The following is a 26,133-nucleotide window of genomic DNA, read 5'->3' on the forward strand; positions in this document are numbered from 1 at the left end:
AGCATCACCCGGGTGAGTTGGTTGAAGGGGGGATGACCGTAGCCCCGACGCATGTGAACATGCTGACGTGCCCTGCTCTCACGTCGCTTCAGCCTGCCCGCGTACCGCCCCTGCGGGCGCCGCCGGTCTGCGTGCCGGCCTGCGCCGTGCCCTCCCCTGGGAGGCGGCCGCATGAGCCGCCGCCGACAGTGGGGCGCCGAGCGCCGCACCGAGCCGCTGCCTATCCAACACCCTCGGCCGACGACGGGCAAGATCGCCCGCTCGCGCGTCGCCATCGTGCTGACCGTGACGTTCTGGCTGCTCTACGTGATCTCCACGGTGCTGCGCGAGTTCATCGACTCCGACGCGGGCTTCCGCTTCTCCGTCGAGGCCGTCGCCTACGTCGTCACCGTCTCCGCGCTCGGGTTCAGCGCCCTGATGTACCTGCTGGCCCGCGAAGGTGCACTGACCCGGTTCCGGGACCACCAGCGCACCACCCGCTCCGAGCTCGACCGCTTCTTCGCCCGGCGCACCCCGAGCCTCACCGTGCTCGTGCCCTCCTACGCGGAGGAGACCGACGTCGTGCGCGCGACGCTGCTGTCGACGGCGCTGCAGGAGTACCCCGACCTGCGCGTCGTGCTGCTCCTCGACGACCCCATCAACCCCTCCAACCCGGCCGACGCAGCGCGGGTCGAGGCCACCAAGAGCCTGCCCGAGCAGATCAACCGGCTCCTGGCCACCCCGCGCCGCCACGTCGAGGAGGCGCACGCCCGCTTCGTGGCCGGCCGGCCCGAGGGCACCGACCCGCAGACGCCGGCCACGCCCGCCGAGGTGCAGGCGCTCGCCGCCGAGTACCGGTGGGCGGCCCGGTGGACGGTGCGCCTGGCCGCGGTGGAGCGCACCGACGACCACGTGGGCACGTTCCTGGACGAGCAGGTCTACGGCAAGCTGGCCGAGGACCTGGAGACGACGGCGGCCGCCATCGAGGCCGGCGCCGTGGACGGCCAGGTGCTGCCCGTGGCCGCCCTCGACCGCTTCTACCAGCGCATGGTGCGCATCTTCACCGCCGAGGTGTCGGTGTTCCAGCGCAAGGCGTGGGTCAGCACGTCCCACGAGGCCAACAAGGCCATGAACCTCAACTCCTACCTGGCGCTCATGGGTGGCACCTACCGCATCGAGCAGACGCTCGACGGCCTGGGCCTGGCCGAGGTGGAGCCGGGTGACGAGCACGTGCTCACCGTCCCCGACAGCGACTACGTGCTGACCCTCGACGCCGACTCGGTGCTGCTGCGCGAGTACTGCCTGCGCCTGGTGCACTTCCTGGAGCAGCCGGGCAACGAGCGTGTCGGCGTCGTGCAGACGCCGTACTCGGCGTTCCGCGGCGCGGCCACCCGCATCGAGCGGCTCGCCGGCGCCACCACCGACATCCAGCACATGCTGCACCAGGGCATGACGCAGTTCGGTGCCACGTTCTGGGTGGGCGCCAACGCCGTCATCCGCAAGAGGGCGCTCGACGACATCGTCGAGGTCGAGTCCGTGGGTGGCTACGAGGTGCGCCGCTACATCCAGGACCGCACCGTCATCGAGGACACCGAGTCCAGCATCGACCTGGCCACGCACGGGTGGACCCTCGTCAACTACCCCGAGCGCCTGAGCTACAGCGCCACGCCGCCCGACTTCGGCTCCCTCGTGGTGCAGCGCCGCCGCTGGGCCAACGGTGGCCTGCTGATCATGCCCAAGTTCTTCGCGCACGTGCGGACCAAGCGACGCCAGGGCACGCCCGTGCGCCTCGCCGAGCAGTTCCTGCGGGTCAACTACATGGCCTCGACGGCGTGGGCCAGCGTCGCCCTCGTGCTGCTGCTCGCCTACCCCTACGACGGGCGCCTGCTGAGCCCGCTGGTGCTGCTCATGGCCGCCGGGTACTTCATCTCGATGGCCTCGGACCTCAAGCAGTTCGGCTACAAGCGCTCCGACGTGTTCCGCATCTACGGGTTCAACCTGATCCTGCTCACGGTCAACCTCGCCGGCGTGCTCAAGTCGCTCCAGCAGGCCGTGACCGGTGCGAAGATCCCGTTCGCCCGCACGCCCAAGGTCAAGGACCGCACCGCGGCGCCGCTGCTGCACGTGATGGCGCCGCTCGTCATCGTCGGGTTCTCGGTCTTCTCGTTCGTGCGGGACTTCCAGCTGCAGAACTGGGGCAACGCCGCGTTCGCCGGGTTCAACACGGTCATGGCGTCGTACGCGATCGTCGCCTACATCGGCGTCGGGGCGCTGCTCGTGGACATCGGGCGCGGCCTGGTCGGATGGTTCTGGGTCGACGTCCCCGACCGCAGGCCGCAGGGGCCGCCCGAGCGCGGATGGCACTCCGTGCTGACGGTCGGCTCCAGCGCCGACGGCACCGCCGCGCCGCTCGAGCTCGCCGCGCGCGAGAGCCTGGCCCACGCGCGCGCGACGGCGGTCGCCGCCGTGCGGCACGGGCAGGGCGCGCTCCTGCTGGAGGCGCCCGTGGTGGACGAGGCCGTCGTCGAGGAGGTCGTGGCCGCCGAGCTCGAGCAGTTCGAGCGCGAGGCCGAGCTGGCGCTGCAGGCCGCCGCCGGAGACCTCGGGGCCGAGCCCGACACCCCGCCGGCCCCCGAGCCCGGCACCGACCAGACCCGAACCCCTGAGCCCGACGGAGGCCGCTGATGGCACGACGACTCTCCCGCTGGCGGGTCGCGTTCGCCGCGACGGTCGCGGTGGGCCTGGCCGGCGCCGGCCTCATGACGGTCCAGGAGCGGCGCAGCGCCGCACAGGCCCCCGACGTGGTGCCCGCCTGGTTCGCGCCGTACGTGGACGTCACCGCCACGCCCTCGTACGCGTTCGAGCGCCAGGAGCAGGTGCGTGACGTCGTGCTGTCGTTCGTCGTCGCCGACTCCGCCCGCCCCTGCGTGCCCAGCTGGGGTACCCACTACACGATGGACGAGGCCGGCGAGTCCCTCGAGCTGGACCGCCGCGTCGCCCGCCTGCGCCAGCTCGGCGGGGACGTGAGCGTGTCGTTCGGCGGGCAGATCAACGACGAGCTCGCGGTGGCCTGCACCGACGACGGGGCGCTGCGCAAGGCGTACTCGCGCGTGATCGACCGCTACGACCTGACGCGGATCGACCTGGACATCGAGGGCGAGGCGCTGCGCGACGGCGCCGCGACCGACCGGCGCGCCCGGGCGATCGCTGCCCTCCAGGCCGAGCGCGAGGCGGCCGGCGAGCCGCTCGAGGTGTGGCTCACCCTCCCCGTGGCCCCCACCGGTCTGACCGACGAGGGCTTGCGCACCGTGACCGGGACGCTCGCCGGCGGTGTCGACCTCACCGGTGTCAACGTCATGACGATGGACTACGCCGAGAGCCTGCCCGCCGGCACCTCCGTGGTGGACGGCAGCAAGCAGGCGCTCGAGGCCACCCACCAGCAGCTCTCCCGCGCGTACGCCAACGCGGGCGTCTCCCTCACGAGCGAGGAGGTGTGGCACCGCGTCGGCATGACTCCGATGATCGGGCAGAACGACGTACCCGCCGAGGTGCTCACGGTGCGCGGCGCCGAGCAGCTCGCCGCGTTCGCCGTCGACAAGGGCGTGGGCCGTGCGTCCATGTGGTCGGCCAACCGTGACCGCGAGTGCGGCGGCAACTGGGGCGACCTCACCGTCGTCTCCGACTCGTGCAGCGGTGTGGAGCAGGAGCCCGGCCAGTTCCAGGCGGCCTTCGACGTCGTGGGCGCCGAGCGCGAGCCCGAGGACGGCGCCTCGGCGCGGCCGTCGGCGTCGGCCAGCCCCTCGCCGTCGGCCACCCGGGCCGCGGGAGACGACGCCCCGGGGCCGCGTGCGACCCCGGTCGACGACCCGGCCACCAGCCCGTACCCCATCTGGGACGAGAACGCGGGGTACGTCGCCGGCACCAAGGTGGTGTGGCGCCGCTACGTGTACACCGCGCGCTGGTGGACCCAGGGTGACGTGCCCGACGACCCGACCGTCTCCGTCAGCGACTCCCCGTGGCAGATCCTGGGACCCGTGCTGCCCGGCGAGACGCCCGAGCCCGAGCCCACCTTGCCCGAGGGCACCTATCCCGCCTGGGACGGGCAGAAGCCGTACGAGGGCGGTGCGCGCGTGCTGCTCGACGGCATCCCGTACCAGGCCAAGTGGTGGACGCAGGGCGACGACCCCCGCGCCAGCCTCGCCGGGGACAACACCTCCCCGTGGCGGCCCCTGACCTCCCTGGAGGTGGAGAAGGCGGCTGAGGAGGCGGGGACGGCCCCGGCCGAGGAGGGTGCGGGCGAGAGCGCCGAGGAGAGCGGGGAGGGCCCGGAGGCTCCGGCCGAGGGCTGACCACGGGACCGAGGCCCGGGACGGCGACGCCGTCCCGGGCCTCCGTCGTCCCACCGCTGCGCCCCTGTGCCGCTGCGCCCCTGTGCTCCGTGCGCCTGCACGGCCGACCCTCCCGGCGGGGTGCCGTCGTCTGCCACGATGGGCCACCACGGCAGGACGGCTGATGGAGGACGACGTGCCGCAGAGACCCGCACGGTGGGCTCGAGGTGGTGGGACGGTGCTCGTGCTGCACCTCGTGGTGCCCCTGGTGGCGGCGTGCGCGCCGGCGGGCGCGGCGGTGCCCGAGCCGGTGGTGGTGACGGTGACGCAGACGCCGTCGGTGCGGGTGGCCCCGCCCGCTCCGGCACCGGAGCCCGCAGCTGAGCCGGCACCCGAGCCGGCACCCGAGCCGGCGCCGGAGGAGCCCGACCTGACCGACCCCGCCGTCTACGCGGCGCTCGTGCAGGAGGGCGTCGACAGCAGCCGTGAGGAGGCCGGGCTCGCCGCGCTGCGGCACGACGAGTGCGCGGCACGCGTGGCCCACGAGCGGGCGGCAGCCCTGGCCGGGACCGGCGAGCTCGTGCACGCCCCGCTCGAGGGCGTGATGGACGAGTGCGGCCCGGTCCGCAAGGTCGCCGAGAACCTGGTCCGTTCCGGGTACCCGCCGGCCGGGGCGGTGGAGGCGTGGCTCGGCTCGCCGGGGCACCGCGCCAACATCCACGACCCCGGGCTGGACTCCGGCGCCGTCGGGTGCGTGGACGACGGGCCGCCGGGCCGGGCCCCGCAGATGCTGTGCGCGCACGTGTTCCTCGGCCTGCCGTAGCCCCACCACCTCCCGTCTCAGCGGGGTGCGTGTTAACACGTGGTCACGATCCGGCCACGCGACCTGGGAACTCATCGGTCCGCCGAATCGTTCTGGCACGATTGCGCCCATGGCGAACTCCACCAGCGCGCCGGCCTCCGAGCTCAGCGCGATCGACCGCTTCTTCAAGATCACCGAGAGAGGCTCGACCGTCGGCACGGAGATCCGTGGCGGCCTCGTCACCTTCTTCGCGATGGCCTACATCGTGGTGCTCAACCCGCTCATCATCGGCACGGTGCAGGACGGCACCGGGCAGTACCTGGGCGGCGGGGACGAGCCCAACCTCGGCATGATCGCGGCCGCCACGGCGCTCGTCGCAGGCGTCATGACCATCCTCATGGGCGTGCTCGCCAACTACCCGATGGCGCTCGCTGCCGGCCTCGGCCTCAACGCCGTGGTCGCGTTCTCCATCGCCGGCCTGCCGGACGTCACGTGGGCGGATGCGATGGGCCTGGTGGTCATCGAGGGCGTCATCATCCTCGTGCTCGTGCTCACGGGGTTCCGCGAGGCCGTGTTCCGCGCCGTGCCCGTCGAGCTCAAGACGGCGATCGGCGTGGGCATCGGCCTGTTCATCACCCTCATCGGCCTGGCCAACGCCGGGTTCGTCACCGGTGACGGCGCCACCGTGCTCGCCCTCGGGAACCTGGGCACGTGGCCGATCCTCGTGTTCGTCGTCGGCCTCGTGCTGACCATCGTGCTGTGGGTGCGCAAGGTCAAGGGCGCGATGCTCATCGCCATCCTGGTGGCCACCGTCCTGGCCGTGATCCTCGAGAACACCCTCCACATCGGGGCGCGCTCGGAGGAGAACCCGGCCGGCTTCAACTCCGCGCCCACCTTCAGCGGCGTCGTCGAGGTCCCCGACTTCGGCATCCTGGGCCACTTCTCGCTGCTCGGCTCGTTCCAGAGCATCGGCGTCGTCACCGTGATCCTGCTGGTGTTCTCGCTGCTGCTCGCCGACTTCTTCGACACGATGGGCACCATGGTGGCCGTCGGCGGCGAGGCCAAGCTGCTCGACGAGCAGGGCAACCCGCCCAAGACCAAGCAGATCCTCGTGGTCGACTCCGTGGCCGCCATCGCCGGTGGCATGGGCAGCGTCTCCTCCAACACCAGCTACGTGGAGTCCACCGCCGGCGTGGGCGAGGGCGCGCGCACCGGTCTCGCGTCGGTCGTGACCGGTGGCCTGTTCCTCCTCGCCACGTTCCTGTCGCCGATCGTGGCGCTGGTGCCCTACGAGGCCGCCGCCCCCGCCCTGGTGTTCGTCGGGTTCCTCATGCTCACGCAGATCGCGGGCATCGACTGGAAGAACGTCGAGATCGCCATCCCGGCGTTCCTCACGATCATCACGATGCCGTTCACCTACTCGATCGCCGACGGCATCGGCGCCGGCTTCATCGCGTTCCTCATCATCAAGCTCGCGCTGGGCAAGGTGAAGCAGGTCCACCCGCTCATGTGGACGGCGTCGATCCTGTTCGTCCTGTACTTCACGCTCGACCCGATCCGGGCCGCGCTGGGGCTCTGACCCGGTCCGGCACCCGGCCGGGCGCACGACGACGGCCTGCCGCCCTGCGAGGGCGGCAGGCCGTCGTCGTCCACGTGCCGTTCGCCTGCCGTCCACCACGGCGTCGCTCCTCCGTCCTGCCGGAGGCGGGCGGTGCTGGCACGATGCGGTGAGCAACGTCCGCAGCAGCAGAGAGCAGGTACCCGTGAAGATCGCGATCGCCGGAACCGGCTATGTCGGTCTCTCCAACGCCGTGGTGCTGGCCCAGCGCCACGACGTCGTGGCGGTGGACATCGACCCGGCCAAGGTCGAGAAGATCAACCGCAGGCAGTCGCCCATCGTCGACCCGGAGCTCGAGCAGTACCTGCGCGAGGAGCCGTTGTCCCTCCGGGCCACCACCGACGCCGTCGACGCGTACTCCGGGGCGGACCTCGTCGTCGTCGCCACCCCGACGGACTACGACCCTCAGACCAACTACTTCAACACCCGGTCCGTGGAGTCCGTCGTGGCCCAGGTGCTCGAGCTGAGCCCGGACGCCACCGTCGTCGTGAAGTCCACCGTGCCCGTGGGTTTCACGGGCCGCATGCGCGAGGCGCACCCCGGTGCCGCCGTCTTCTTCTCCCCGGAGTTCCTGCGCGAGGGCCGGGCCCTGCACGACAACCTGCACCCCTCGCGCATCGTGGTGGGGGACCGCGGCGAGCGGGGCAAGCTCTTCGCCGACCTCATGCTGGAGGGTGCGGTCGACAAGGACGTGCCCGTGCTGCTGACGGACGCCACGGAGGCCGAGGCGATCAAGCTGTTCGCCAACACCTACCTGGCGCTGCGCGTCGCGTACTTCAACGAGCTCGACACGTACGCCGCGACCCGCGGCCTGAACACCGCGCAGATCATCGAGGGCGTGGGCCTGGACCCGCGCATCGGGTCGCACTACAACAACCCGTCGTTCGGGTACGGCGGGTACTGCCTGCCCAAGGACACCAAGCAGCTCCTGGCGAACTACCAGGACGTTCCGCAGAACCTCATCTCGGCCATCGTCGAGGCGAACACCACGCGCAAGGACTTCATCGCGGCGGACATCCTGCGGCGCGAGCCCCGGACCGTCGGCATGTACCGCCTGATCATGAAGTCGGGCTCCGACAACTTCCGTGCCTCCTCGATCCAGGGCGTCATGAAGCGGCTCAAGGCCAAGGGCGTCGAGGTGATCGTCTACGAGCCCACGCTGGAGGAGGAGAGCTTCTTCAGCTCCGAGGTGGTGCGCGACCTGGACGCCTTCAAGGCCCGGGCCGACGTCATCGTGGCGAACCGACGCTCCGACGCGCTCGTGGACGTCGAGGAGAAGGTCTACACGCGCGACATCTACGGCCGGGACTGACCGAGCCTTGCGCCCCGGCCTCAGGAAGCTCGCCGTCGTGGTGGCGGTGCTCGCCGTGCTGCTCGCCGCCGTCCGGATCGGGTACGTGGTCACACGCCACGGGTTCTGGGACGACCGGCTCGGTTCCGCCGGGGCAGTCACGCCGACGCTGCCGACGCTGCTCTCCGCCGACGGGGAGGCCGCGTGGGTGTGACGAGGGGTCTGACGGGCGGGCTGAAGGGTGGGCGTGGTGCTCCGGCCGTGCTGGTACCGGGCGACGTGGTCCGCGCGGTGGCGGCCGTCAGCGTGGTCGTGGGCCTCGCACGCTTCGGCGTGATCGCCGGCGCGCTGTTCCTGCTGGTGCTCGGGGGTGCCTTCCTCGCACGTGCGCTCGCCCTGCCCACGGCGCTCGACGTCGGGTTCGGCGGGACGATGCTCGTCGCCGCGTGGGCGGCCCAGCTGGACTGGTACCTGGCGATCAGCTGGCTGGACCTGGTGGTGCACGCGGTCGCGACGGGGCTGGTCGCGGCGGTCGCCCACCGCCTCCTGGTGCGCCTCGGCGCAGCGCCTCCCGTGGAGGGGCCGCCGCTCGACGCGCCGCCGGTGCGGCGTGAGCGCCGGCCCCGGCTGGGCGCCGGTGTCCTGACCGCGGCGGCGGGCACGGCGCTGGCCACGCTGTGGGAGCTCGGCGAGTGGGCGGGCTACACCTACCTCGACAGTCGGATCCAGGTGGGCTACGACGACACCGTCGGCGACCTCGCGGCGGGGACCGCAGGCGCGGTCGTCGCGGGTGTGCTGGTCGCCCGGGCGGGTCTCCGGGGAGCGCGCTCATGACCGCGTCACGCCCCACCGTGTCGGTGGTGATCCCCGTCCGTGACGACGCCGTCGCGCTGGAGCGCTGCCTCGACCGGCTCGCCCGCCAGACGCGGCCCGCGGACGAGGTGGTGGTGGTCGACAACGCCTCGGACGACGACTCGGCGGCGGTGGCACGGCGGTACGGGGCCCGGGTGGTGGAGGAGCCGCGGGTGGGCATCCCGCACGCGGCCGCGACCGGGTACGACGCCGCCACGGGGGACGTGATCGTGCGCTGCGACGCGGACTCGGTGCCGGGCCCGCGGTGGCTGGAGCGGCTGGTGGGGCGGCTGGCTGACCGCGAGGACCTCGACGCGGTGACCGGGGTGGGCGTCTTCCACGACGCGCGTCCCGGTCTGCGCGTCCTGACGGCGGTCGTCTACCTGGGTGCCTACTACGCCGCGACCCATCTGGCGCTGGGGCACACGCCGCTGTGGGGGTCCAACATGGCGGTGCGCCGGCGCACCTGGGTGGCGGTGGCGGGGCAGGTGCACCGTGACGAGGACGTGCACGACGACATGGACCTGGCGTTCGTGCTCGGTCCCCACCGCCGCGTCCGCCTGGTCCCGGTGAGCGTCGGGGTGTCCGTGCGTTCCGTGCGCGGGGGCGCGCAGATGCGCCGGCGCTTCGCGCGCGCCCGGCGCACCCTCCAGGTCAACTGGGCGGTCAGCCCGCCGTGGCGGCGCTGGGCCGAGCGGTGCGGGGCTCCTGGGCAGGTGCCTACGCGGTGAGCGTGACCCAGATGAACAGCTGGGTCACGAGGAACCCCGTCACGTAGTTCAGCCAGAGGAACCGGCGCCAGCCGGCGTGCGCCCGCTCGCACTCGCCGTCGGTCAGCCGCAGGTAGGGCGCCACGTTGAGCACGTACGGGACCACGAGCACCGCGGAGAGCAGGCCGGGCCAGGGGAGGGCGAGCAGGACGGCGCCGCCCACCACGTACGCGGCGAGGGCCAGGCGCACGGTGCCCGCCGCACCGAGCCACGTGGCCACCGACGCGATGCCGCCGGCACGGTCCGCCTCGATGTCCTGGACGGCCCCGAAGGCGTGCGACCCGACGCCCCACAGGAAGAACCCGGCGAGCGCCGCGACGTGGTCGGCCGGTGACGCCCCGGCGAGCGCGAGGCCGAAGCAGGCGGGCCCGACGAAGTGGGTGCTGGAGGTGACCGAGTCCAGCAGCGGGCGTTCCTTGAACCGCAGCACGGGCGCCGAGTACGCCACCACCGCGGCCACGCACACGCCGAGCACGAGCGCCGACGTCGTGCTCCCCAGGACCAGCAGCGCCACGAGGAACGGGAGGTTGCTCGCCACGGCGGCGACGATCGTCACGCGGTGCACCGTGCGGTCGAGCACCACGCCCTCGACGCCGCCCTTGCGCGGGTTCCGCAGGTCGGACTCGTAGTCGAACACGTCGTTCACGCCGTACATCAGCAGGTTGTACGGGACGAGGAAGTACAGGACGCCGACCACGAGCGCGGCGTCGAGGCCGCCGCCGGCGAGCAGGTACGCCGCACCGAACGGGTAGGCCGTGTTGACCCAGCTCAGCGGCCGGGACGACGCCACCACCTGGGCGATCGGGCGCGGGGCTCTGCCGCCGGACACGGTGGGGGCGCTCACTGGGACTCCTCGGGTGGTGCGAGCAGAAGGGCGAGAGCGGGCAGCCCGATCCCCGCCACGAGCGGCCAGGCGAGGTCCTCGACCGGCGCCTGGCCCAGGCGCACCCCGGACAGGTGGGAGTGGTCGTAGCGGAAGAGGTCGGCGGCGATCATCACGTTGTCGAACACGATCGTCAGCACCACGAGCGCCACCACAGTGGCTGCCGTCGCGAGCCACCAGCGGCGGTCGGGGCGGCGCAGCACGGCCGCGGTCGCCAGCGTGGCGAGCGCGAGCCCGAGGAACGGGAGAGCCATGGTCGCGTACGTCATCGTGGCCGCCTGCTGCGCGTCAGGTGGAGCACCAGGCGGTGCAGCACCATGGTGAGGTAGCACAGGAACACCACGAAGAAGATCTCCTCGAGGGGCAGCTCCGGTGCGACCTCGATGCCGGTCATGCCGGGGGACTGGCCCCGCTGGTAGACGCCGGCGGCGATCGCGACGACGTCCCACAGCAGGAAGACGAGGGCGCCGCAGCCCACCACGACGGCCGCACGCCCTGGCCGGGCGAAGAGGAACAGGCGCCACCGGTGGTCCACCAGGCCCATGCAGACGGTGGATCCCACGATGCAGGCGAGGTAGACCCAGCTCACGCCGGCCCCGTGGCGGCCGTGGGCACGGGCAGCGGCGTGGTCGACGTGTCGCCTCGCACCCGCTTGAGGACGAGCTCGGCGCTGATGAGGCACATGGGCAGCCCGATGCCGGGGATGGTGCCGTTGCCGGCGTACAGGAGGCCGTCGATCGTGCGGGACGCGTTCTGCGCCCGGAAGAAGGCGCTCTGGCGCAGCACGTGCGCCGGGCCGAGCGCGCCGCCGGACCAGGCGTTGAGGTCGGCGGCGAAGTCGGCGGGTCCCAGCGTGCGGCGCACGACGACGCGGTCCTGGAGGTCGGGCACGCCGAGCGTCGCCGCCATGCGGTGCAGGACGCCGTCGACGGCCTTCTCGACCGCGGGGGAGCCGGCGCCGTCCAGACCGCCCCGGCCGATCCCGGGGTCGGCGGGGACCGGGACGAGCACGAAGAGGTTCTCGTACCCGGGGGGAGCCACCGTCGGGTCGGTGGCAGACGGGCGGCAGACGTACGCGGAGGCCGGGTCGGGCACACGCCTCGAGCCGCCGAAGACGTCGTCGAAGTTGCGCCGCCAGTCGTGGGTGAAGAACAGCGAGTGGTGGGCGAGCTGCGGCAGATGCCCTTCCACGCCGAGGAGGGCGAGCACCGCGCCGGGGCCCGGGTCGCGCCGGTCCCACCAGCCGGTGTCGTACGTGCGCAGGTCCTGCGGCACCAGCGAGGTCTCGACGTGGTGCAGGTCGGCGGCCCCGACCACCAGGTCGGCCTCCCACGGCTCGTCGCCGGCGCGCACGCCCCGCACCTGGGGGCGGCGCCCGCCCCGGCGGACCTCGACGGACGTCACGGGCGTCGAGGCGTGCAGCCGGGCCCCGGCTCGCCGGGCGACGCGCACGAGCGCGTCGACCACGGTGCCGAAGCCGCCCTGGGGGTAGTACACGCCGTCGGCGAGGTCGAGCCAGCTCATCAGGTGGTACAGGCTGGGCGCCCGTTCGGGGGAGGTCCCGAGGAACACCGCCGGGTACCCGAGCACCTGGCGCAGCCGGTGGTCGGCGAAGCGGGCGGCGGCGTGCGCCTCCAGCGAGCGGGTCAGCAGGCGCGCCAGGCGGGGGGCCTGGCGGAGCACGTCCGGCGCGAGGAGGGACGTGCGCGAGGCGAAGGTGCCGTACAGGAACCGGTGGACGGCGAGGTCGTAGACCTCGCGGGCCGAGTCGAGGTACCGCTCCAGCGCACGCCCGGCTCCCGGTTCGAGCGCCTCGAACGCTGCGACGTTGGCCTCGGCGTCGGCGCGGATCTCGAGCGGCTCGTCGAACCGCTCGAAGTGGACCCGGTACCCGGGGTCGAGGCGCACCAGGTCGAGCTCGGCGTCGGCGCTGGTGCCCATGAGACGGAAGAAGTGGTCGAACACCTCGGGCATCAGGTACCACGACGGCCCCGTGTCGAAGCGGAAGCCGCCGTGCTCCCACGTCCCGGCACGGCCGCCGAACGTGGCCTGCTGCTCGAGCAGGTCCACCGACCAGCCCTCCTGGGCCAGCAGCGCCGCGCTGGCGAGGCCGGCGACGCCGCCGCCCACCACGACGGCGCGGCCCGGGGTGCGGGCGCTCACGGCCGGCTCCGCAGAAGCTGCCGCGCCACGACGCGCGCCTTGACGGGCCCGGGGACGCGGATCCGCTCCGTCCGGATCTGTGCGACGGGTGCGCGGCCGATGCGGTCCGCGAGCTCGGTGAACAGGGCGTGGGCCAGCGCGACGGCGTTGCGGCACCCGTCCGGGAGGCCGGCGACGGCGACGCGTGCGGCGCGCAGGTCCTCGGTGATGTCCGCCAGGAGCTCGTCGCGCTGCGCGGCGGTGAGGTGGTCCGGGTCGATGCCGGGGAAGTAGCAGCGGCCCAGGTCGTCGTGGTCCGCGGCCAGGTCGCGCAGGAAGTTGAGCTTCTGGAACGCGGCGCCCAGCCGGCGTGCGCCGGGCGCGAGCAGCGCGTAGGAGCCTGCCGGGTCGGGCTCGTCGCGCAGGAAGGCGCGCAGGCACATCAGCCCCACCACCTCGGCCGACCCGTAGACGTAGGCCTGGAAGCTCTCCCGGTCGTGCACGTGCCGCTCGAGGTCGGTGCGCATCGAGGCGAAGAACGGGACCACCAGCCCGGGCTCGATGCGGCACTCGACCGCGGTGCGGGCGAAGGCGTGGACGACGAGGTTCGCGCTGTGGCCGCGGTCCATGGCGGCCAGGGTCTCGGTCTCGAGCGCGTCGAGGAGCGCGCGCCGGTCGTCGTCGGTCGCGCCGGGGCGTGGCGCGTCCACGAGCTCGTCGGCGATCCGTACCAGCGCGTACACGTTGCGCACGTGGGTCCGCACGGGCTCGTGTAGGAGCCGGCACGCGATGCCGAAGGACGTGGAGTAGCGCCGGATGACGAGGCGGGCGCCCTCGGCCGCGACCGCGTCGTACCGCTGTGCCGGCGTGACCGCCGTGGCACGGTGCTGGATCAGGCTCATGCCGCGGTCCTCTTCCCTCGATCGAGCACGGAGGCCACCCAGCCCGCCGCCGTCGTGCCGATGCCCGCCTCCTCGGCCCGGGAGAGGCCGTGGCGGACGTGATCCAGCGCGGCGTCCTCGACGTGGGCACGCGACCCCGACTCCTCGAGCGCCTGCCGCACGTGGCGCACGTCGTCGACGGTCGCGGCGGGGCTGCCCCACACCGGCCCGAGCACCGCCCAGGCCGGGGTGGACCGCGCGTGGCAGACGAGGAGGGTGAGCTTGCCCTCGCGCAGGTCCGCCACCGGGTCCTTGCCGGTGGACCCGGCGTCGTCGAACATGCCGGCGAGGTCGTCGAAGAGCTGGAACGCGACGCCGAGCGAGCGCCCGGCCTCGCCGAGGATGTCGACCGTGGCGGTGTCGGCGTCGGCGAGGACGGCGCCGACCTGCATCGGCAGCACGAACGAGTAGTCGGCGGTCTTGCGGTAGGCGAGCTCGAGCACGTCGCGGTGGGCGGGCCAGGCCCCACCCAGCGTGAGGCGCACGTCGGTCAGCTCGCCCGCGGCGGACGTCGTCAGCGCCCGGGTGACCCTGTCGAGCACCTGCACGGTCACGTCGGCGGGGGCGGGGAGCGTCGCCACCGCGCGGAGCGCGCCGCTGAGCGCGAGGTCACCGGTCAGCACGGCCCCGGCGACGGCGTAGGTGGCAGCGCCCCGCGCCGTCGCGCCCTGCGCCCTCGCAGCCGCGCGGAACCGGCCGGGGACGCTGGGGGCGCCACGACGCACGTCGTCGCCGTCGATCAGGTCGTCGTGCACCACGAACGCCGTGTGCAGCAGCTCGATCGCCGCAGCGGCACGGACGAGGGCCGCCTGCCTGCTCCCGCCGAGGCCCTCGTGGACCTCTGCGGCCAGCCGGGGCCGCAGCCGCTTGCCCCCCGTGACGGCCTCGTCCAGCGCGGTGCGCAGGGCCGCGGCCTCGGTGTCCGGGGCGACGCCGCGCCACAGCTCCTCGACCTGCCGGTCGAGCGCCTGCTGCAGCTCGGCGTCCCAGGCGGTCATCCGGATCCCAACGGCCAGGCGCCGGAACGCTCCAGCTGTGCCAGCTGGGAGACGAGCCAGGGGCTCAGCGCCCAGGGCGCCGCCGTGACGGCGCGGGACAGCTCATCCTGGGTCGCCCAGCGCAGCTCGGCGACCTCGTCGGGGGCCGGGGAGATCTCGCCGTCGAAGGTGGCGGCGTAGACGGGGCACAGCTCGTTCTCGACCATCCCGCCGGGGTCGACCGCCCGGTAGCGGAAGTCGGGCAGCAGGCACCGCACGTCGCGCACCGAGATCCCGAGCTCGTCCTGCGCGCGCCGCTCGACGGCGTGCGCCACCTCTTCACCCGGGCGGGGGTGGCCGCAGAAGGAGTTGGTCCACACCCCGGGCCACGTGCGCTTCGTGACGGCCCGGCGCGTGAGCAGCACGCGGCCGTCGGCGTCGAGCAGGTAGCAGGAGAACGCCAGGTGCAGGGGCGTGCGGGTGGTGTGGACCGTCGCGCGGGGCGCGGTCCCGGCCGGGCGGTCGTGCTCGTCCAGGAGCACCACCAGGTCGTCCGCGAGCGTTTCCATGCCGTCCCCGTCCTCGCCTTTTCGCTAGACAGGCTAGCGACGTCGACCGACAAGTTAACCGGGGGTGCCGGGGGCGGCAACCGGAGGCGGGGTGCCCGGACGCCCTCCCGGCGAGGAGGGGTGCCGGTGTGACGCACCAGCCAGGTCGTTACCGCGGGTAATGACCTAGACTAAGGGGCATGTCCGTCGTCACGCCCTCTCGCCACCGAGCCCGTACCGACGCCGCGGGCCTGGGCAGCGACCTGCGGGTCTCCCTCTCTCGCGTCACGCGCAGGCTCCGGGCCGAGCGGGGCGAGGCCGACCTCTCCGTCGGGCAGTTCGGCGTCCTGACCACGCTCCTGCGGCACGGCGAGATGTCTCCCGGGGCCCTGGCGTCCCACGAGCACGTCAAGCCGCCGTCGATGACCCGGACCGTCAACGGCCTCGTCCAGGCCGGCCTGGTCGAGAAGGTCGAGCACCCCACCGACCGCCGCCAGGTGGTGGTCCGGCTCACCGACGTCGGCCGGCGCGAGGTCACCGAGACGCGCCGGCGCCGTGACGCCTGGCTCGCCCAGCAGCTCAAGGCGCTCACCACCGAGGAGCGCGAGACCCTCGCCCGGGCCTCCGAGCTGCTCACCCTGATCGCGTCCCGATGACGCAGCCCTCCGCACCGGACGCACCCGCCACCGTCAGAAGGATCGAGATGACCGCCCCCCGATGAGCGCCACGTTCTCCTCCCTCCGCTACGTCAACTACCGCCTGTGGTTCGGTGCAGCCCTCGTCGCCAACGTCGGCACCTGGATGCAGCGAGTCGGCCAGGACTGGATCGTCCTGACCGACCTCACCCACAACTCCGGCACGGCCGTCGGCACCGTGACCGCGCTGCAGTTCCTGCCCTTCCTGCTCCTGTCGCCCTACGCCGGCGTCCTCGCCGACCGGCTCCCGCGCCGTCGTCTCCTCATGGCCACCCAGGGCGCCATGGGCGTGCTCGCCCTCGTCCTCGGCACGCTCGTGCTGACCGGGGTGGTCGAGCTGTGGCACGTGTACGTGCTGGCCCTGCTGCTCGGCGTCGTCTCCGCCCTCGACGCCCCGGTGCGCCAGACGTTCGTGGCCGAGATGGTGCCCGCCAGCAAGCTGTCCAACGCGGTGGGCCTCAACTCCGCCTCGTTCAACGCCGCCCGGCTCATCGGCCCGGGCGCCGCGGGCCTGCTCATCGCCGCCGTCGGTTCCGGCTGGGTCTTCATGATCAACGGCATCACCTTCGCGGCCACCATCGCCGCGCTCGCGTGCATGCGGGTCCGCGAGCTGCGCATGCTGCCGGCCGCACCACGGGCCAAGGGGCAGATCCGCGAGGCCGTGCGCTACGTGCGCGGCCGCTCCGACATCGTCGTGATCATGGTGGTCATGGCCGTCGTCTCGACGTTCGGCCTCAACTTCCAGCTCACCAGCGCCATGATGGCGCGCGTCGAGTTCGGCAAGGGTGCGGGGGAGTACGGCGTCCTCGGTTCCGTGCTCGCCATCGGGTCCCTGACGGGTGCGCTGCTCGCCGCGCGCCGTGACCGCCCGCGCGTGCGGCTCGTGCTCGGGGCAGGGTTCGCGTTCGCGATCGCGACGGCGGTCAACGCCCTCATGCCCACCTACCTGGGTTACATGCTCATGTGCATCCCGGTGGGCCTGGCGTCGCTGACCATGATGACGGCGGCCAACGCCACGCTGCAGATGTCCACCGACCCCGCCATGCGTGGCCGCGTCATGGCGCTGTACATGATGGTGTTCCAGGGGGCCACGCCCATCGGGTCACCGATCGTCGGTTGGGTGGGCGAGGCGTTCGGGCCGCGCTGGTCCATCCTCGTCGGCTCCGTCGCCACGTTCGTCGTGTGCGCGGCGGCCACCGTGTGGGCCATCCGCAGCTGGCACCTGCGGGTGCGCTACCGCGTGCGGCAGCGGCCCCACCTCGAGGTCGTGTACCTCGACAAGCCCTCGGTGGCCGCCGTGGCGCGCGAAGAGGTCCGTGACGAGCTCGCGAGCACCGACGCGCAGCACGCCAAGTCGAGCGCCTGACCTCCCCTCCTGGGGGAGGGGTCAGGCGAGCTGGGCGACGACGTGGTCCACGCACGCCGTCAGCGCGCGCACGTCGTCCGGCTCCACCGCGGGGAACATGCCCACACGCAGCTGGTTGCGGCCGAGCTTGCGGTAGGGGAAGACGTCGAGCACGCCGTGGTCGCGCAGCGCGGCGATCACCGCGCCGGCGTCGATCGCCTCGTCCAGGTCGATCGTGCCGACGACGGTGGACCGGTGGGAGGGGTCGGCCACGAAGGGCGTGGCCCACTCGCGCGCCTGCGCCCAGCCGTACAGCGCCGCCGCCGACTCCGCGCTGCGGGCCGCCGCCCACTCCAGGCCGCCCTGCTCCAGCAGCCACTCGACCTGGTCCGCCAGCATCACGAGCGTGGCCACGGCCGGGGTGTTGAGCGTCTGGTCGGCCCGCGCGTTCTCCACCGCCGTCGTGAACGACAGGAACTCCGGCACCCAGCGGCCCTCGGCCGCCGCGCCCGCCTCCACCTCGGCTGCCCGGGCCACCGCGGCGGGCGAGACGATCGCGAGCCACAGACCGCCGTCGGCGGCGAACGCCTTCTGCGGCGCGAAGTAGTAGACGTCGGTCTCGGCGAGGTCCACGGGCAGCGCGCCGGCGCCCGAGGTCGCGTCCACCACCGTCAGCGCGCCCCGCTCGGCCGACCCGGGCGCACGCACGGGCGTGATCATCGCACCCGTCGAGGTCTCGTTGTGCGGGGTGGCGTGCAGGTCGACGGCGTCGTCACCGGCGGGCGAGGCCTCCAGCAGGGCCACCGAGCCGGGCTCCGCGGCAAGCACCTGCGGGGCGGCCAGGAACGGGGCGCGTGCCGTGGCCGCCGCGAACTTGCCGCCGAACTCCCCGAAGACGGCGTGCTGGGCGCGGTGGCGCACCAGGCAGGCCGCCGCCACCTCCCAGAACGCCGTGGAGCCGCCGTTGCCCAGCACGACCTCGTAGCCGTCGGGGAGCGCGAACAGCTCCGCCAGGCCCCTGCGGACCCTGCGGACCAGGTCCTTGACCGGGGGCTGGCGGTGGGAGGTGCCCAGCACCCGCGCACCTGCCGCCACGAGCGCGTCGACCTGGCCGGGGCGCACCTTGGACGGCCCCGACCCGAACCGACCGTCAGCAGGCAGGAGATGGGCGGGGATGGTCACTGGCATACGAATAGACTAGGCGGGGCCGGGAAACCGAGTGCGGGGCGTCCACCCGGTGGCAGCGGCGCGGCCGAGAGCGATCGAGAGGAGAGGTCGTGACCGACCTGATCGACACCACAGAGATGTACCTCAAGACGATCTACGAGCTCGTCGAGGAGGGCATCACCCCGCTGCGCGCGCGCATCGCGGAGCGGCTCGGCCACTCGGGCCCGACGGTGTCGCAGACGGTCGCCCGCATGGAGCGTGACGGCCTCGTCGTCGTCACCGGCGACCGCCACCTCGAGCTCACCGACCGCGGCTACGACAAGGCCCGGAAGGTGATGCGCAAGCACCGCCTCGCCGAGCGCCTGCTGACCGACGTCATCAAGCTCGACTGGGAGCAGGTCCACACCGAGGCCTGCCGCTGGGAGCACGTGATGAGCGAGGCCGTGGAGAAGCGGCTGGTCACGCTGCTCGACCACCCGCAGCACGACCCGTACGGCAACCCCATCCCGGGCCTGTCCGAGCTGGGGGAGGACCTCGCCGAGGTGCCCTACCTCTCCGGTGTCATCTCCCTGCCCGGGGTGTTCGAGGCCGCCGCGCTGCGCGGGGAGACCGCCGGCTCCGTGAGCCTCGTGCTCCAGCGCATCGCCGAGCCGCTCCAGGTCGACGTCGAGCTGCTGGCCCGGCTCGCCGAGGCCGGGCTGGTGCCCGGCGTGGAGATCACGGCCACCCACGGGGCCGGCGCCTACACCGTCACCGTGGACGGCAGCGGCACGGCCCTCGACCTGCCGGAAGACCTCGCGCGGCACCTCTTCGTGGCCGCGCGCTGAGCCGCGCAGCCTGACCCGCAGCACGGACCGGCCCCGCTCGCAGCGCGAGCGGGGCCGATCTCGTCAGCCGTGACCGAAGCGTGACATCCGCCAGCAAGTCCGGTACGGTCCTACCGCACCCGGGGTTCTCCCTGGGGGCGCACGGTCGGACGCCGAACCCTGTCACCGGCCGGGCACAGACGAATTCCCAGGACAGGGACGGGGGACCCAACAACGGGCGTCGTCAGACGTCCTCGGGGTGAAGCCGACGCCAGGCCCACGGGCCAGCGCGGCCGGGTGTTTCTCCCACCCGAACCCGACAGCTCACCTCGTAGGCCGATGGAGAGGTTGACCTTGAGCGCACGTCCGACCAGCGCACGCCACCGCGCCGCGCGTCGTCCCGTGACCCCCCTCACCGAGCTGGCCCAGCAGAGCGCCGGCGTCGTCGGGCGCCGCGCCGCCGTCGTGGCCACGGCCGGTGGACTCATCATCTCGACGTTCGGCGGCGCCACCGCCGCCCAGGCTGCTCCCGCGCCTCAGGACGCGACGCGCCTGAGCACGGTCGACCTCGGCAAGCTCACCGAGCAGGCCCGCGAGGCCCTGTCGGCCGCGCCTGCCGTCACGGTCGACGCCGACGCGCAGGTGCAGGTCGAGGCCGTGACGGCCGAGGGCATCGCGGCCGTCGAGGTCACGCCGGCCCCGCGGCCGGAGCCCGTCGTCCGCGCGGCCTCCGCCCCGTCCCGCAGCGCCGAGCGCGCGGCCGCCCCCGGCGCGCAGGCCACCTCCGCGTCCGTCGGCGAGGTCAGCGCCGCCCCGAGCTTCGCGTCGGGCTCGGCCGTGGTCTCGATCGCCTCGCGCTACGTGGGCGTCCCGTACGTCTCGGGCGGCTCGACGCCGGACGGCTTCGACTGCTCGGGCTTCACCTCCTACGTCTACGCGCAGGTGGGCATCAACCTGCCGCGCTCCTCGGGCGCCCAGCGTTCCGCCGGCACCGTGGTCTCGGCTGCCGACGCGCAGCCGGGCGACCTGATCTGGACCCCGGGCCACGTCTCGATCTACGCCGGCAACGGCATGCAGATCGACGCCCCGCGCCCGGGCAAGACGATCCAGTTCCGCGGGATCTGGCAGTCGAACCCGACGTTCATCCGCGTCGGCTGACCTGCACCGCGCAGACTCTCTCCGTCCCGAGGCCTCGCCGCACGCACAGTGCGGCGGGGCCTCGTCGTCGGCATCAGCGCCGCTGTGCCTCGGCGGCGTGATCGTTCGCCGTCTCTTCATCCGTAACTCAAACGTGACTTTCGGTCGAGCGTCCGATACGGTGCAACCACCTGCCGGGCACACCGCTCGTCAGGACCTCGACCGGACGCCGAGCCCTGTCACCGGAAGAGGACCGCAGACCGACCGCATGACAGGGGCGGGGGACCCAATTTCGGGCGGCTGAGACAGCGTCCTTGGGGTGAAGCCGAGCAAGGCCCTCGGGCCGAGCGAGGCCGGGTGATTTCTCCCACCCGAACCCGACAGCTCACCTCGTAGGCGGATGGAGAGGGAACACGTGACCGCTCGTACGTCGCGCGCCCGGCACCGCGCCGCGCGCCGCCCGCTGACGCCGCTGTCAGGGATCAACGAGAACGCTGCAGTCGTCGGCCGTCGCGCCGCCGTCGTCGCCACCGCCGGTGGCATCATCGTCTCGACCTTCGCCGGCGCCACCACGGCCCAGGCGGCTCCGGTCGAGAACAAGTCCGCCAAGCTGAGCGCCGTCGACCTGGGTGCGCTCACCGCGCAGGCCCGCGAGGCTCTCGCGGCCGCCCCGGTCGTCACGGTGGCCCCGGACGCGCAGATCGAGGTCGAGGCCGTCACGGCCGAGGGCGTCGCAGCCGTCGAGGTGACCGCCCCCAAGGCTGCCTCCGTCGAGCGTGCCGCGTCGGGTGCCTCGCGCACCAGCGAGCGCGCCGAGGTCTCGTCGTCCACGTCGCAGGCCGCGTCGATCGCGCTGCGCTACGTCGGGGTCAAGTACGTGGTGGGCGGGTCGAGCCCCAGCGGCTTCGACTGCTCGGGTCTGGTCACGTACGTGTACCGCCAGCTCGGCGTCTCGCTGCCGCACCAGTCGCGCGCGATCCGCGACTCGTCCAAGACGCAGGTCATCTCGCGCTCCGAGGCCAAGGCCGGCGACCTCATCTGGTCCCCGGGTCACATCTCGATCTACCTCGGCAACGGCATGCAGGTCGAGGCGTCGCGCCCCGACGGCTGGAACGTCTCGGTCCGCAAGATCTGGCAGTCGAACCCCACCTTCCTGCGCGTCGTCGGCTGACGCTGCTCGCAGGCTCGCTGTCCTGACGACGCCCCGGTGCGCCCTCGTGGCGGGCCGGGGCGTCGTCGTCCCTGCCGACGGGCGCTCGTCCCGCGCCGCCGCAGGTGGCACGTTCCGCCCGCTCGCATCCCCCTTTGCCTGGTCATTCGCTACGCTTTAACAAACGCCCGGGCGGACGGACTCCTGGGCGCACCGTCGACGGCGGAGGTGCGAGATGACCCGACCGGAGATCGTCCTGGTGGGGGTGGACGGCTCTGCCCCGAGCCTCCACGCCCTCGACTGGGCCGCTGCGTACGCCGAGCGCGTGGGGTGGGGGCTGCACATGGTGTGCAGCTACTCGCTGCCCTCGTTCACCGCGGCGTCGCTCGACGGCGGGTACGCGGCCCTGGACGACACCGCGATCCAAGAAGGTGCCCGGGCGGTGCTCGAGGAGGCTCAGGCGCGCGTGGCGGGCCTCGGTGTCCCGGTCACCGCCTCGGTGGCCACGGGGGACGCAGCGGGCGTTCTCGTCGAGATGTCCAAGGACCACGGCCTGGCGGTGGTGGGTACCCGCGGCCGGGGCGGCTTCACGGAGCGGCTGCTCGGCACCGTGTCCTCGGCGCTGCCTGCGCACGCGGCGTGCCCCACCGTGGTGGTGCCCTACCGGGACGGGAGCTCCGGGACAGCGACCGAGCGGCGTGACGGTGACACCGTGCACGAGGTGCGCCGCATCGTGGTGGGCGTGGACGGGTCGCCGTCCGCGGAGGCGGCGCTCCGGTACGCGGTGCAGCAGGCCGAGGTGTGGGATGCCGAGCTCGTCGCGGTGGCGGGCGTGCCGGTGGGTGGCAGCGCAGGCGTGCTCGCCTGGCTGCCGTCGCAGATCGACCACGAGCAGGTGCTCGCCGACATCAAGGCGGGGCTCGACGTCATCGTCGACCGGTACGAGGCCGCGCACCCGGGCCTGCGGATCAAGCGGATCGTGCTCGACGGCACCGGTGCGGAGCTGCTGACGGAGTTCTCCACGGCGGCGGACCTGCTGGTGGTGGGCTCGCGAGGCCGGGGCGGGTTCCGCGGGTTGCTGCTGGGCTCCACGAGCCAGGCGGTGCTGCACCACGCGGCGTGCCCGGTGCTGGTGGTCACGCGCCGGTGCGCGGAGGTGGACGACGACGGCGGGGCCGACGCCGCGCCCGAGGACGCCCTGACCTCGTAGGGCCCCGTCCCCCTCGCCACGTGGTTGTGGGCGGGAGACTCGCCGCAGACCTGAACGGATTGCGGCGAGTCTCCCGCCCACAGCAGTGAGGGCCGGGGGTGGGAGGTCAGCGGCGGGTGCGGTACAGCCGCATCGTGATCGGGCCGAACACGGCCGTCAGCACCACCGAGGCCACGAGCACCCACGTGATCTCGCCGGCGTCGGCCTGGCCCGCCATGAGCCCGCGCACGGCCGTCACCAGGTGCGAGACGGGGTTGATCTCGACGAACCGCTGCAGCCCGCTCGGCATCGTGGACGGGTCCACGAAGATGTTCGACGCGAACGTCAGCGGCATCAGCACCATCATCGACACGCCCATCACGGCGTTGGGGGTGCGCAACAGCAGGCCCAGGATGGTGAAGATCCAGCTCAGCGAGAACGCGAACACCAGCAGCAGGAGCACGCCCAGCACCACGCCCACCACGCCGCCGTCGGGCCGGAACCCGAGGATCAGGCCCAGGCCGATGCACATCACCGACGCGATCGAGTAGCGCACCGTGTCACCGAGCAGGGCACCCACGATCGGTGCGGGCCGCCACAGCGGCAGCGAGCGGAACCGGTCGAACACCCCCTTGGTGATGTCCGTGTTGAGCGTGTAGCCGGTGTACACCGTCACGATCACGATGGTCTGCACCAGGATGCCGGGCAGCAGGAACTGGATGTACGCCTGGGTGGAGCCGGCCAGCGCCCCGCCGAACAGGTACGTGAACATCAGCGTGAAGATGACGGGGGAGACCAGCACGTCGAAGAGCTGCTCCGGCACGTGCTTGATCTTCAGCAGCGCACGCCACCCGAAGGTCAGGGTCATCGACAGGGCCGAGGGGCGGGGCGGACGCTCGGGCAGCGCGATCGCCTCGCGCAGCCGTGCCACCGAGGGCTGCGTCTCGTCGGTCGTCTGCGTGCTCATCGGGCCACCTCCTCGGTGCCGGTCGTGGTGGCTCGCCGCCGCCCGGCGTCGGTGCCGGCGGCACCGTCGTCGCTCCCGCCGGTGCCGCCCGTGCCGTCGCGGGGCTCGTCCTCCTCGGCCGGCCGCCCCGTCAGGGCGAGGAACACCTCGTCCAGGCTCGGCTGGCCCAGGCTCATCTCGGGCACCTCGACGCCGGCCTCGTGCAGCGCGGGCAGCAGGCGCGCGACGGCGGCACCGCCGTCGTCGGGCACCCGTGCCGAGAGGGCGTGCGGGTCGGAGGCGAGCGTGACCTCGCCCAGCAGCCGCTCCGTGATCTCGGCGGCCCGCGCACGGTCCGTGGGGCGGGCGACGCGCAGGTGCACCGCCCCCTGGCCCACGGAGCGCTTCAGCTCGCTCGAGGTGCCCTGCGCGATCACCGTGCCGTGGTCGATGACGGCGATCTGGTCGGCGAGCTGGTCGGCCTCCTCCAGGTACTGCGTGGTCAGCAGCACGGTGGCGCCGTCCTCGACCAGCACGCGCACGATGTCCCACACCTGGTTGCGGCTGCGCGGGTCGAGGCCCGTGGTGGGCTCGTCCAGGAAGAGCACGCGCGGCGCGAGCACCAGGGAGGCGGCGAGGTCGATGCGCCGCCGCATGCCGCCCGAGTACGTCTTGACCTGCCGGCCGCCGGCGTCGGTCAGCCCGAACGCCTCCAGCAGCCCGTCCACCCGGCGCCGGGCCGCGGCCCCCCGGAACCCGAAGAGGCGGGCGAGCATGAGCAGGTTCTCCACGCCCGTGAGGTCCTCGTCCACGGAGGCGTACTGCCCCGTGAGCCCGACGGCGGTGCGGACCGCGTCGGCCTCGCGCACGACGTCGTGCCCCAGCACGCGCGCCGTGCCGGCGTCGGGCGCGAGCAGCGTGGCGAGCATGCGCACGATCGTCGTCTTGCCGGCCCCGTTGGGGCCGAGCAGCCCGAACACGGATCCTTCGGGGATGGCGAGGTCGACGCCGTCGACCGCCTTGGTGGTCCGCTTGCCGGAGGTGAAGTGCTTGACGAGGCCGGAGGCCTCGACGGCGAGCGGCGGTGAGAGGTCGGACATGGGTGCTCCCTGCTTTCGTCGACGGCTACCACGCTACGACGGGGCACCCACACCGAACTCATCGGCCAGCACGAAAGCTCGCGGGTGCGGCTCTGGCCCGGTTCCCGCGGGGAACCAGGCCAGAGCCGCACCCACAGCGTCAGGGGGTGGTGGCGTGCGCCGCCTTCTCGGCGGCGGCCAGCAGCACGCACGTGGCGACGCCGTCCATCGCCACCTCGACCTCGGCCAGCGGCGGCATCGACGGCGCGAGCCGGATGTTGCGGTCCTCCGGGTCCTGGCCGTACGGGAACGTGGCGCCGGCCGGCGTGAGCGCGATCCCGGCCTCCTTGGCGAGCTGCACCACGCGCGCGGCAGTGCCCGGCTCGACGTCGAGGGACACGAAGTAGCCGCCCTGCGGGTCGGTCCACGAGGCCACGCCCAGGTCGCCCAGCCGCTCCGCCAGGATGCGCGTCACGGCCGCGAACTTGGGCGCGAGGATCTGGCGGTGCTTGCGCATGTGCTCGCGCACGCCGTCCGCGGTGCCGAAGAACAGGGCGTGCCGCAGCTGGTTGACCTTGTCCGGCCCGATCGACTGGACCGACAGGTGCTTCTTGTACCAGGCCACGTTCGCGGGAGAGGAGGCGAAGAACGCCACCCCGGCCCCGGCGAACGACACCTTGGAGGTCGAGGCGAACATCAGCACGCGGTCCGGGTTGCCCGCCTCGGCGGCGAGGTCGATCGCGTTCGCCGTCTTGGTCTCGTTCTCGGTGAGGTGGTGGATCGCGTACGCGTTGTCCCAGAAGATGCGGAAGTCGGGTGCGGCCGCGGGCATCGACACCAGGCGGCGGGCCACGGCCTCCGACACCACGGCGCCGTCGGGGTTGGCGTAGGTGGGCACCACCCACAGGCCCTTGACGGTCGGGTCGTCGGCCACGAGGGCGGCCACGGCCTCGACGTCGGGCCCGTCCGGCGTCATCGGCACGGTGACCATCTCGATGCCGAACGCCTCGCACACCGCGAAGTGCCGGTCGTATCCGGGCACCGGGCACACGAAGCGGACCTTCTCCTCCCGGCCCCACGGGCGCTCGGAGCCGGGCACCCCCCACAGGAACGCGTACGCCACGGCGTCGTGCATCAGCGTGAGCGAGGCGTTGCCGAGCGCCAACAGCTGCTCGACCGGGACGTCCAGCAGCTCGGCGAAGATGCGGCGCAGCTGGGGCAGGCCGTCGAGGCCGCCGTAGTTGCGCACGTCCACGCCGTCGGCGTCCGTGTGCACGCCGACGCCGGGCAGCGACAGCATCGGCTCGGCCAGGTCGAGCTGCTCGGCCGACGGCTTGCCGCGCGTCAGGTCCAGCCTCAGGCCACGGGCCTGGAGCTCGGCGTACCGGTCGCGCAGCGCCGGCAGCATCGCGGCGAGGTCGGCGGCACCGGGGGAGGGGGAGGTGGACGACGGCGCAGGAGTGCTCACGTCGCCAGGCTAGTCGCCAC

25 protein-coding genes and 2 riboswitches are annotated in these 26,133 nt (G+C 73.1%); of the genes, 14 read left to right on the forward strand and 11 right to left on the reverse strand.

Annotated elements, in window-relative coordinates:
* The first annotated feature begins 171 nt into the window (after positions 1-171).
* From DNL40_RS04275 to DNL40_RS04305, 8 genes are all read left to right on the forward strand, one after another.
* Positions 172-2,664: a glycosyltransferase family 2 protein gene (locus DNL40_RS04275; RefSeq protein WP_111250015.1), complete on the forward strand. Its 2,493-nt coding sequence runs from the start codon at positions 172-174 to the stop codon at positions 2,662-2,664.
* The gene (locus DNL40_RS04280; RefSeq protein ID WP_111250016.1) at positions 2,664-4,328 is read left to right on the forward strand and encodes a chitinase; all 1,665 of its coding nucleotides are present in this window, start codon (positions 2,664-2,666) and stop codon (positions 4,326-4,328) included. Before DNL40_RS04275 ends, DNL40_RS04280 begins: the two co-directional genes overlap by 1 nt.
* Before the next feature lie 217 nt (positions 4,329-4,545).
* Positions 4,546-5,130, forward strand: coding sequence for a CAP domain-containing protein (locus DNL40_RS04285; RefSeq protein ID WP_146252013.1), 585 nt, complete (start codon positions 4,546-4,548; stop codon positions 5,128-5,130).
* A 109-nt stretch (positions 5,131-5,239) separates the two neighbouring features.
* Positions 5,240-6,688: an NCS2 family permease gene (locus tag DNL40_RS04290; protein ID WP_111250018.1), complete on the forward strand. Its 1,449-nt coding sequence runs from the start codon at positions 5,240-5,242 to the stop codon at positions 6,686-6,688.
* Between the two features lie 184 nt (positions 6,689-6,872).
* On the forward strand, positions 6,873-8,039 hold the full coding sequence (locus DNL40_RS04295) for a nucleotide sugar dehydrogenase (protein WP_111250019.1): 1,167 nt from the start codon (positions 6,873-6,875) through the stop codon (positions 8,037-8,039).
* A 7-nt stretch (positions 8,040-8,046) separates the two neighbouring features.
* Positions 8,047-8,232: a hypothetical protein gene (locus DNL40_RS16150; protein ID WP_146252014.1), complete on the forward strand. Its 186-nt coding sequence runs from the start codon at positions 8,047-8,049 to the stop codon at positions 8,230-8,232.
* Positions 8,229-8,852: a DUF2238 domain-containing protein gene (locus DNL40_RS04300; protein WP_245885655.1), complete on the forward strand. Its 624-nt coding sequence runs from the start codon at positions 8,229-8,231 to the stop codon at positions 8,850-8,852. Before DNL40_RS16150 ends, DNL40_RS04300 begins: the two co-directional genes overlap by 4 nt.
* Complete coding sequence (locus DNL40_RS04305; RefSeq protein ID WP_111250020.1) at positions 8,849-9,601, forward strand: glycosyltransferase family 2 protein; 753 nt, start codon at positions 8,849-8,851, stop codon at positions 9,599-9,601. Before DNL40_RS04300 ends, DNL40_RS04305 begins: the two co-directional genes overlap by 4 nt.
* Here the strand turns inward: DNL40_RS04305 and DNL40_RS04310 are convergent.
* Genes DNL40_RS04310 through idi form a run of 7 tightly spaced genes read right to left on the reverse strand, consistent with a single transcriptional unit; the run spans position 9,591 to position 15,152 of the window.
* Positions 9,591-10,484, reverse strand: a complete 894-nt coding sequence (locus DNL40_RS04310; protein WP_245885656.1) for a prenyltransferase — start codon at positions 10,482-10,484, stop codon at positions 9,591-9,593. The two genes, DNL40_RS04305 and DNL40_RS04310, sit on opposite strands and share 11 nt — an antisense overlap.
* Positions 10,481-10,792: a lycopene cyclase domain-containing protein gene (locus tag DNL40_RS04315; protein WP_111250021.1), complete on the reverse strand. Its 312-nt coding sequence runs from the start codon at positions 10,790-10,792 to the stop codon at positions 10,481-10,483. The genes DNL40_RS04310 and DNL40_RS04315 overlap by 4 nt, the downstream gene beginning before the upstream one ends.
* The gene (locus tag DNL40_RS04320; protein ID WP_111250022.1) at positions 10,789-11,112 is read right to left on the reverse strand and encodes a lycopene cyclase domain-containing protein; all 324 of its coding nucleotides are present in this window, start codon (positions 11,110-11,112) and stop codon (positions 10,789-10,791) included. The genes DNL40_RS04315 and DNL40_RS04320 overlap by 4 nt, the downstream gene beginning before the upstream one ends.
* The gene (crtI, locus tag DNL40_RS16270; RefSeq protein ID WP_150131896.1) at positions 11,109-12,686 is read right to left on the reverse strand and encodes a phytoene desaturase family protein; all 1,578 of its coding nucleotides are present in this window, start codon (positions 12,684-12,686) and stop codon (positions 11,109-11,111) included. The genes DNL40_RS04320 and crtI overlap by 4 nt, the downstream gene beginning before the upstream one ends.
* Positions 12,683-13,567: a phytoene/squalene synthase family protein gene (locus tag DNL40_RS16275; RefSeq protein ID WP_150131897.1), complete on the reverse strand. Its 885-nt coding sequence runs from the start codon at positions 13,565-13,567 to the stop codon at positions 12,683-12,685. The genes crtI and DNL40_RS16275 overlap by 4 nt, the downstream gene beginning before the upstream one ends.
* The gene (locus tag DNL40_RS04330; protein WP_111250023.1) at positions 13,564-14,604 is read right to left on the reverse strand and encodes a polyprenyl synthetase family protein; all 1,041 of its coding nucleotides are present in this window, start codon (positions 14,602-14,604) and stop codon (positions 13,564-13,566) included. Before DNL40_RS04330 ends, DNL40_RS16275 begins: the two co-directional genes overlap by 4 nt.
* Entirely contained in the window at positions 14,601-15,152 is a 552-nt protein-coding gene (idi, locus tag DNL40_RS04335) for an isopentenyl-diphosphate Delta-isomerase (RefSeq protein WP_111250024.1), read from the reverse strand. The genes DNL40_RS04330 and idi overlap by 4 nt, the downstream gene beginning before the upstream one ends.
* Before the next feature lie 179 nt (positions 15,153-15,331).
* On the opposite strand from idi, the gene DNL40_RS04340 reads away from it, so the two are divergent.
* Together DNL40_RS04340 and DNL40_RS04345 are read left to right on the forward strand one after the other, a co-directional pair.
* Positions 15,332-15,787, forward strand: a complete 456-nt coding sequence (locus tag DNL40_RS04340; RefSeq protein ID WP_111250025.1) for a MarR family winged helix-turn-helix transcriptional regulator — start codon at positions 15,332-15,334, stop codon at positions 15,785-15,787.
* 61 nt (positions 15,788-15,848) lie between these two features.
* A complete protein-coding gene (locus DNL40_RS04345; RefSeq protein ID WP_111250026.1) occupies positions 15,849-17,192 on the forward strand; it encodes an MFS transporter in 1,344 nt (447 codons plus the stop codon).
* 21 nt (positions 17,193-17,213) lie between these two features.
* On the opposite strand, the gene serC is transcribed toward DNL40_RS04345, so the two are convergent.
* Positions 17,214-18,359: a phosphoserine transaminase gene (gene serC, locus DNL40_RS04350; protein WP_111250027.1), complete on the reverse strand. Its 1,146-nt coding sequence runs from the start codon at positions 18,357-18,359 to the stop codon at positions 17,214-17,216.
* A gap of 89 nt (positions 18,360-18,448) precedes the next feature.
* Here serC and DNL40_RS04355 point away from each other — a divergent pair, with 89 nt between their 5' ends.
* From DNL40_RS04355 to DNL40_RS04370, 4 genes are all read left to right on the forward strand, one after another.
* Positions 18,449-19,165 (forward strand): iron-dependent transcriptional repressor DtxR, encoded by a 717-nt coding sequence (locus DNL40_RS04355; protein WP_111250028.1) that lies wholly within the window; start codon positions 18,449-18,451, stop codon positions 19,163-19,165.
* A gap of 157 nt (positions 19,166-19,322) precedes the next feature.
* Positions 19,323-19,496: riboswitch (cyclic di-AMP (ydaO/yuaA leader) on the forward strand.
* Positions 19,484-20,302, forward strand: a complete 819-nt coding sequence (locus tag DNL40_RS04360) for a C40 family peptidase (protein WP_111250029.1) — start codon at positions 19,484-19,486, stop codon at positions 20,300-20,302. Its footprint overlaps the riboswitch before it by 13 nt.
* A 227-nt stretch (positions 20,303-20,529) precedes the next feature.
* Positions 20,530-20,696, forward strand: a riboswitch (cyclic di-AMP (ydaO/yuaA leader).
* The gene (locus DNL40_RS04365) at positions 20,697-21,452 is read left to right on the forward strand and encodes a C40 family peptidase (RefSeq protein ID WP_111250030.1); all 756 of its coding nucleotides are present in this window, start codon (positions 20,697-20,699) and stop codon (positions 21,450-21,452) included.
* Positions 21,453-21,666: 214 nt separating this feature from the next.
* Positions 21,667-22,641, forward strand: a complete 975-nt coding sequence (locus DNL40_RS04370; protein WP_111250031.1) for a universal stress protein — start codon at positions 21,667-21,669, stop codon at positions 22,639-22,641.
* Positions 22,642-22,747: 106 nt separating this feature from the next.
* Here DNL40_RS04370 and DNL40_RS04375 read toward each other — a convergent pair whose 3' ends face one another.
* From DNL40_RS04375 to DNL40_RS04385, 3 genes are all read right to left on the reverse strand, one after another.
* Complete coding sequence (locus DNL40_RS04375) at positions 22,748-23,587, reverse strand: ABC transporter permease (protein WP_111250032.1); 840 nt, start codon at positions 23,585-23,587, stop codon at positions 22,748-22,750.
* Entirely contained in the window at positions 23,584-24,666 is a 1,083-nt protein-coding gene (locus DNL40_RS04380) for an ATP-binding cassette domain-containing protein (protein WP_111250033.1), read from the reverse strand. Before DNL40_RS04380 ends, DNL40_RS04375 begins: the two co-directional genes overlap by 4 nt.
* 139 nt (positions 24,667-24,805) lie before the next feature.
* A complete protein-coding gene (locus DNL40_RS04385) occupies positions 24,806-26,113 on the reverse strand; it encodes an aspartate aminotransferase type Ic (protein ID WP_425450756.1) in 1,308 nt (435 codons plus the stop codon).
* Positions 26,114-26,133 lie beyond the last annotated feature (20 nt).

It is taken from the genome of Xylanimonas oleitrophica (assembly GCF_003244315.1).
Lineage (GTDB): Bacteria > Actinomycetota > Actinomycetes > Actinomycetales > Cellulomonadaceae > Xylanimonas_A > Xylanimonas_A oleitrophica.

What these genes read in the sequence shown, in the direction of transcription:
- DNL40_RS04275 (WP_111250015.1), top strand. Translation starts at nt 172, where the DNA reads ATGAGCCGCCGCCGACAGTGGGGCGCCGAGCGCCGCACCGAGCCGCTG.
- DNL40_RS04280 (WP_111250016.1), top strand. Translation starts at nt 2,664, where the DNA reads ATGGCACGACGACTCTCCCGCTGGCGGGTCGCGTTCGCCGCGACGGTC.
- DNL40_RS04290 (WP_111250018.1), top strand. Translation starts at nt 5,240, where the DNA reads ATGGCGAACTCCACCAGCGCGCCGGCCTCCGAGCTCAGCGCGATCGAC.
- DNL40_RS04305 (WP_111250020.1), top strand. Translation starts at nt 8,849, where the DNA reads ATGACCGCGTCACGCCCCACCGTGTCGGTGGTGATCCCCGTCCGTGAC.
- DNL40_RS04315 (WP_111250021.1), bottom strand. Translation starts at nt 10,792, where the DNA reads ATGACGTACGCGACCATGGCTCTCCCGTTCCTCGGGCTCGCGCTCGCC.
- DNL40_RS16275 (WP_150131897.1), bottom strand. Translation starts at nt 13,567, where the DNA reads ATGAGCCTGATCCAGCACCGTGCCACGGCGGTCACGCCGGCACAGCGG.
- DNL40_RS04330 (WP_111250023.1), bottom strand. Translation starts at nt 14,604, where the DNA reads ATGACCGCCTGGGACGCCGAGCTGCAGCAGGCGCTCGACCGGCAGGTC.
- idi (WP_111250024.1), bottom strand. Translation starts at nt 15,152, where the DNA reads ATGGAAACGCTCGCGGACGACCTGGTGGTGCTCCTGGACGAGCACGAC.
- DNL40_RS04340 (WP_111250025.1), top strand. Translation starts at nt 15,332, where the DNA reads ATGTCCGTCGTCACGCCCTCTCGCCACCGAGCCCGTACCGACGCCGCG.
- DNL40_RS04345 (WP_111250026.1), top strand. Translation starts at nt 15,849, where the DNA reads ATGAGCGCCACGTTCTCCTCCCTCCGCTACGTCAACTACCGCCTGTGG.
- serC (WP_111250027.1), bottom strand. Translation starts at nt 18,359, where the DNA reads ATGCCAGTGACCATCCCCGCCCATCTCCTGCCTGCTGACGGTCGGTTC.
- DNL40_RS04360 (WP_111250029.1), top strand. Translation starts at nt 19,484, where the DNA reads ATGGAGAGGTTGACCTTGAGCGCACGTCCGACCAGCGCACGCCACCGC.
- DNL40_RS04370 (WP_111250031.1), top strand. Translation starts at nt 21,667, where the DNA reads ATGACCCGACCGGAGATCGTCCTGGTGGGGGTGGACGGCTCTGCCCCG.
- DNL40_RS04375 (WP_111250032.1), bottom strand. Translation starts at nt 23,587, where the DNA reads ATGAGCACGCAGACGACCGACGAGACGCAGCCCTCGGTGGCACGGCTG.
- DNL40_RS04380 (WP_111250033.1), bottom strand. Translation starts at nt 24,666, where the DNA reads ATGTCCGACCTCTCACCGCCGCTCGCCGTCGAGGCCTCCGGCCTCGTC.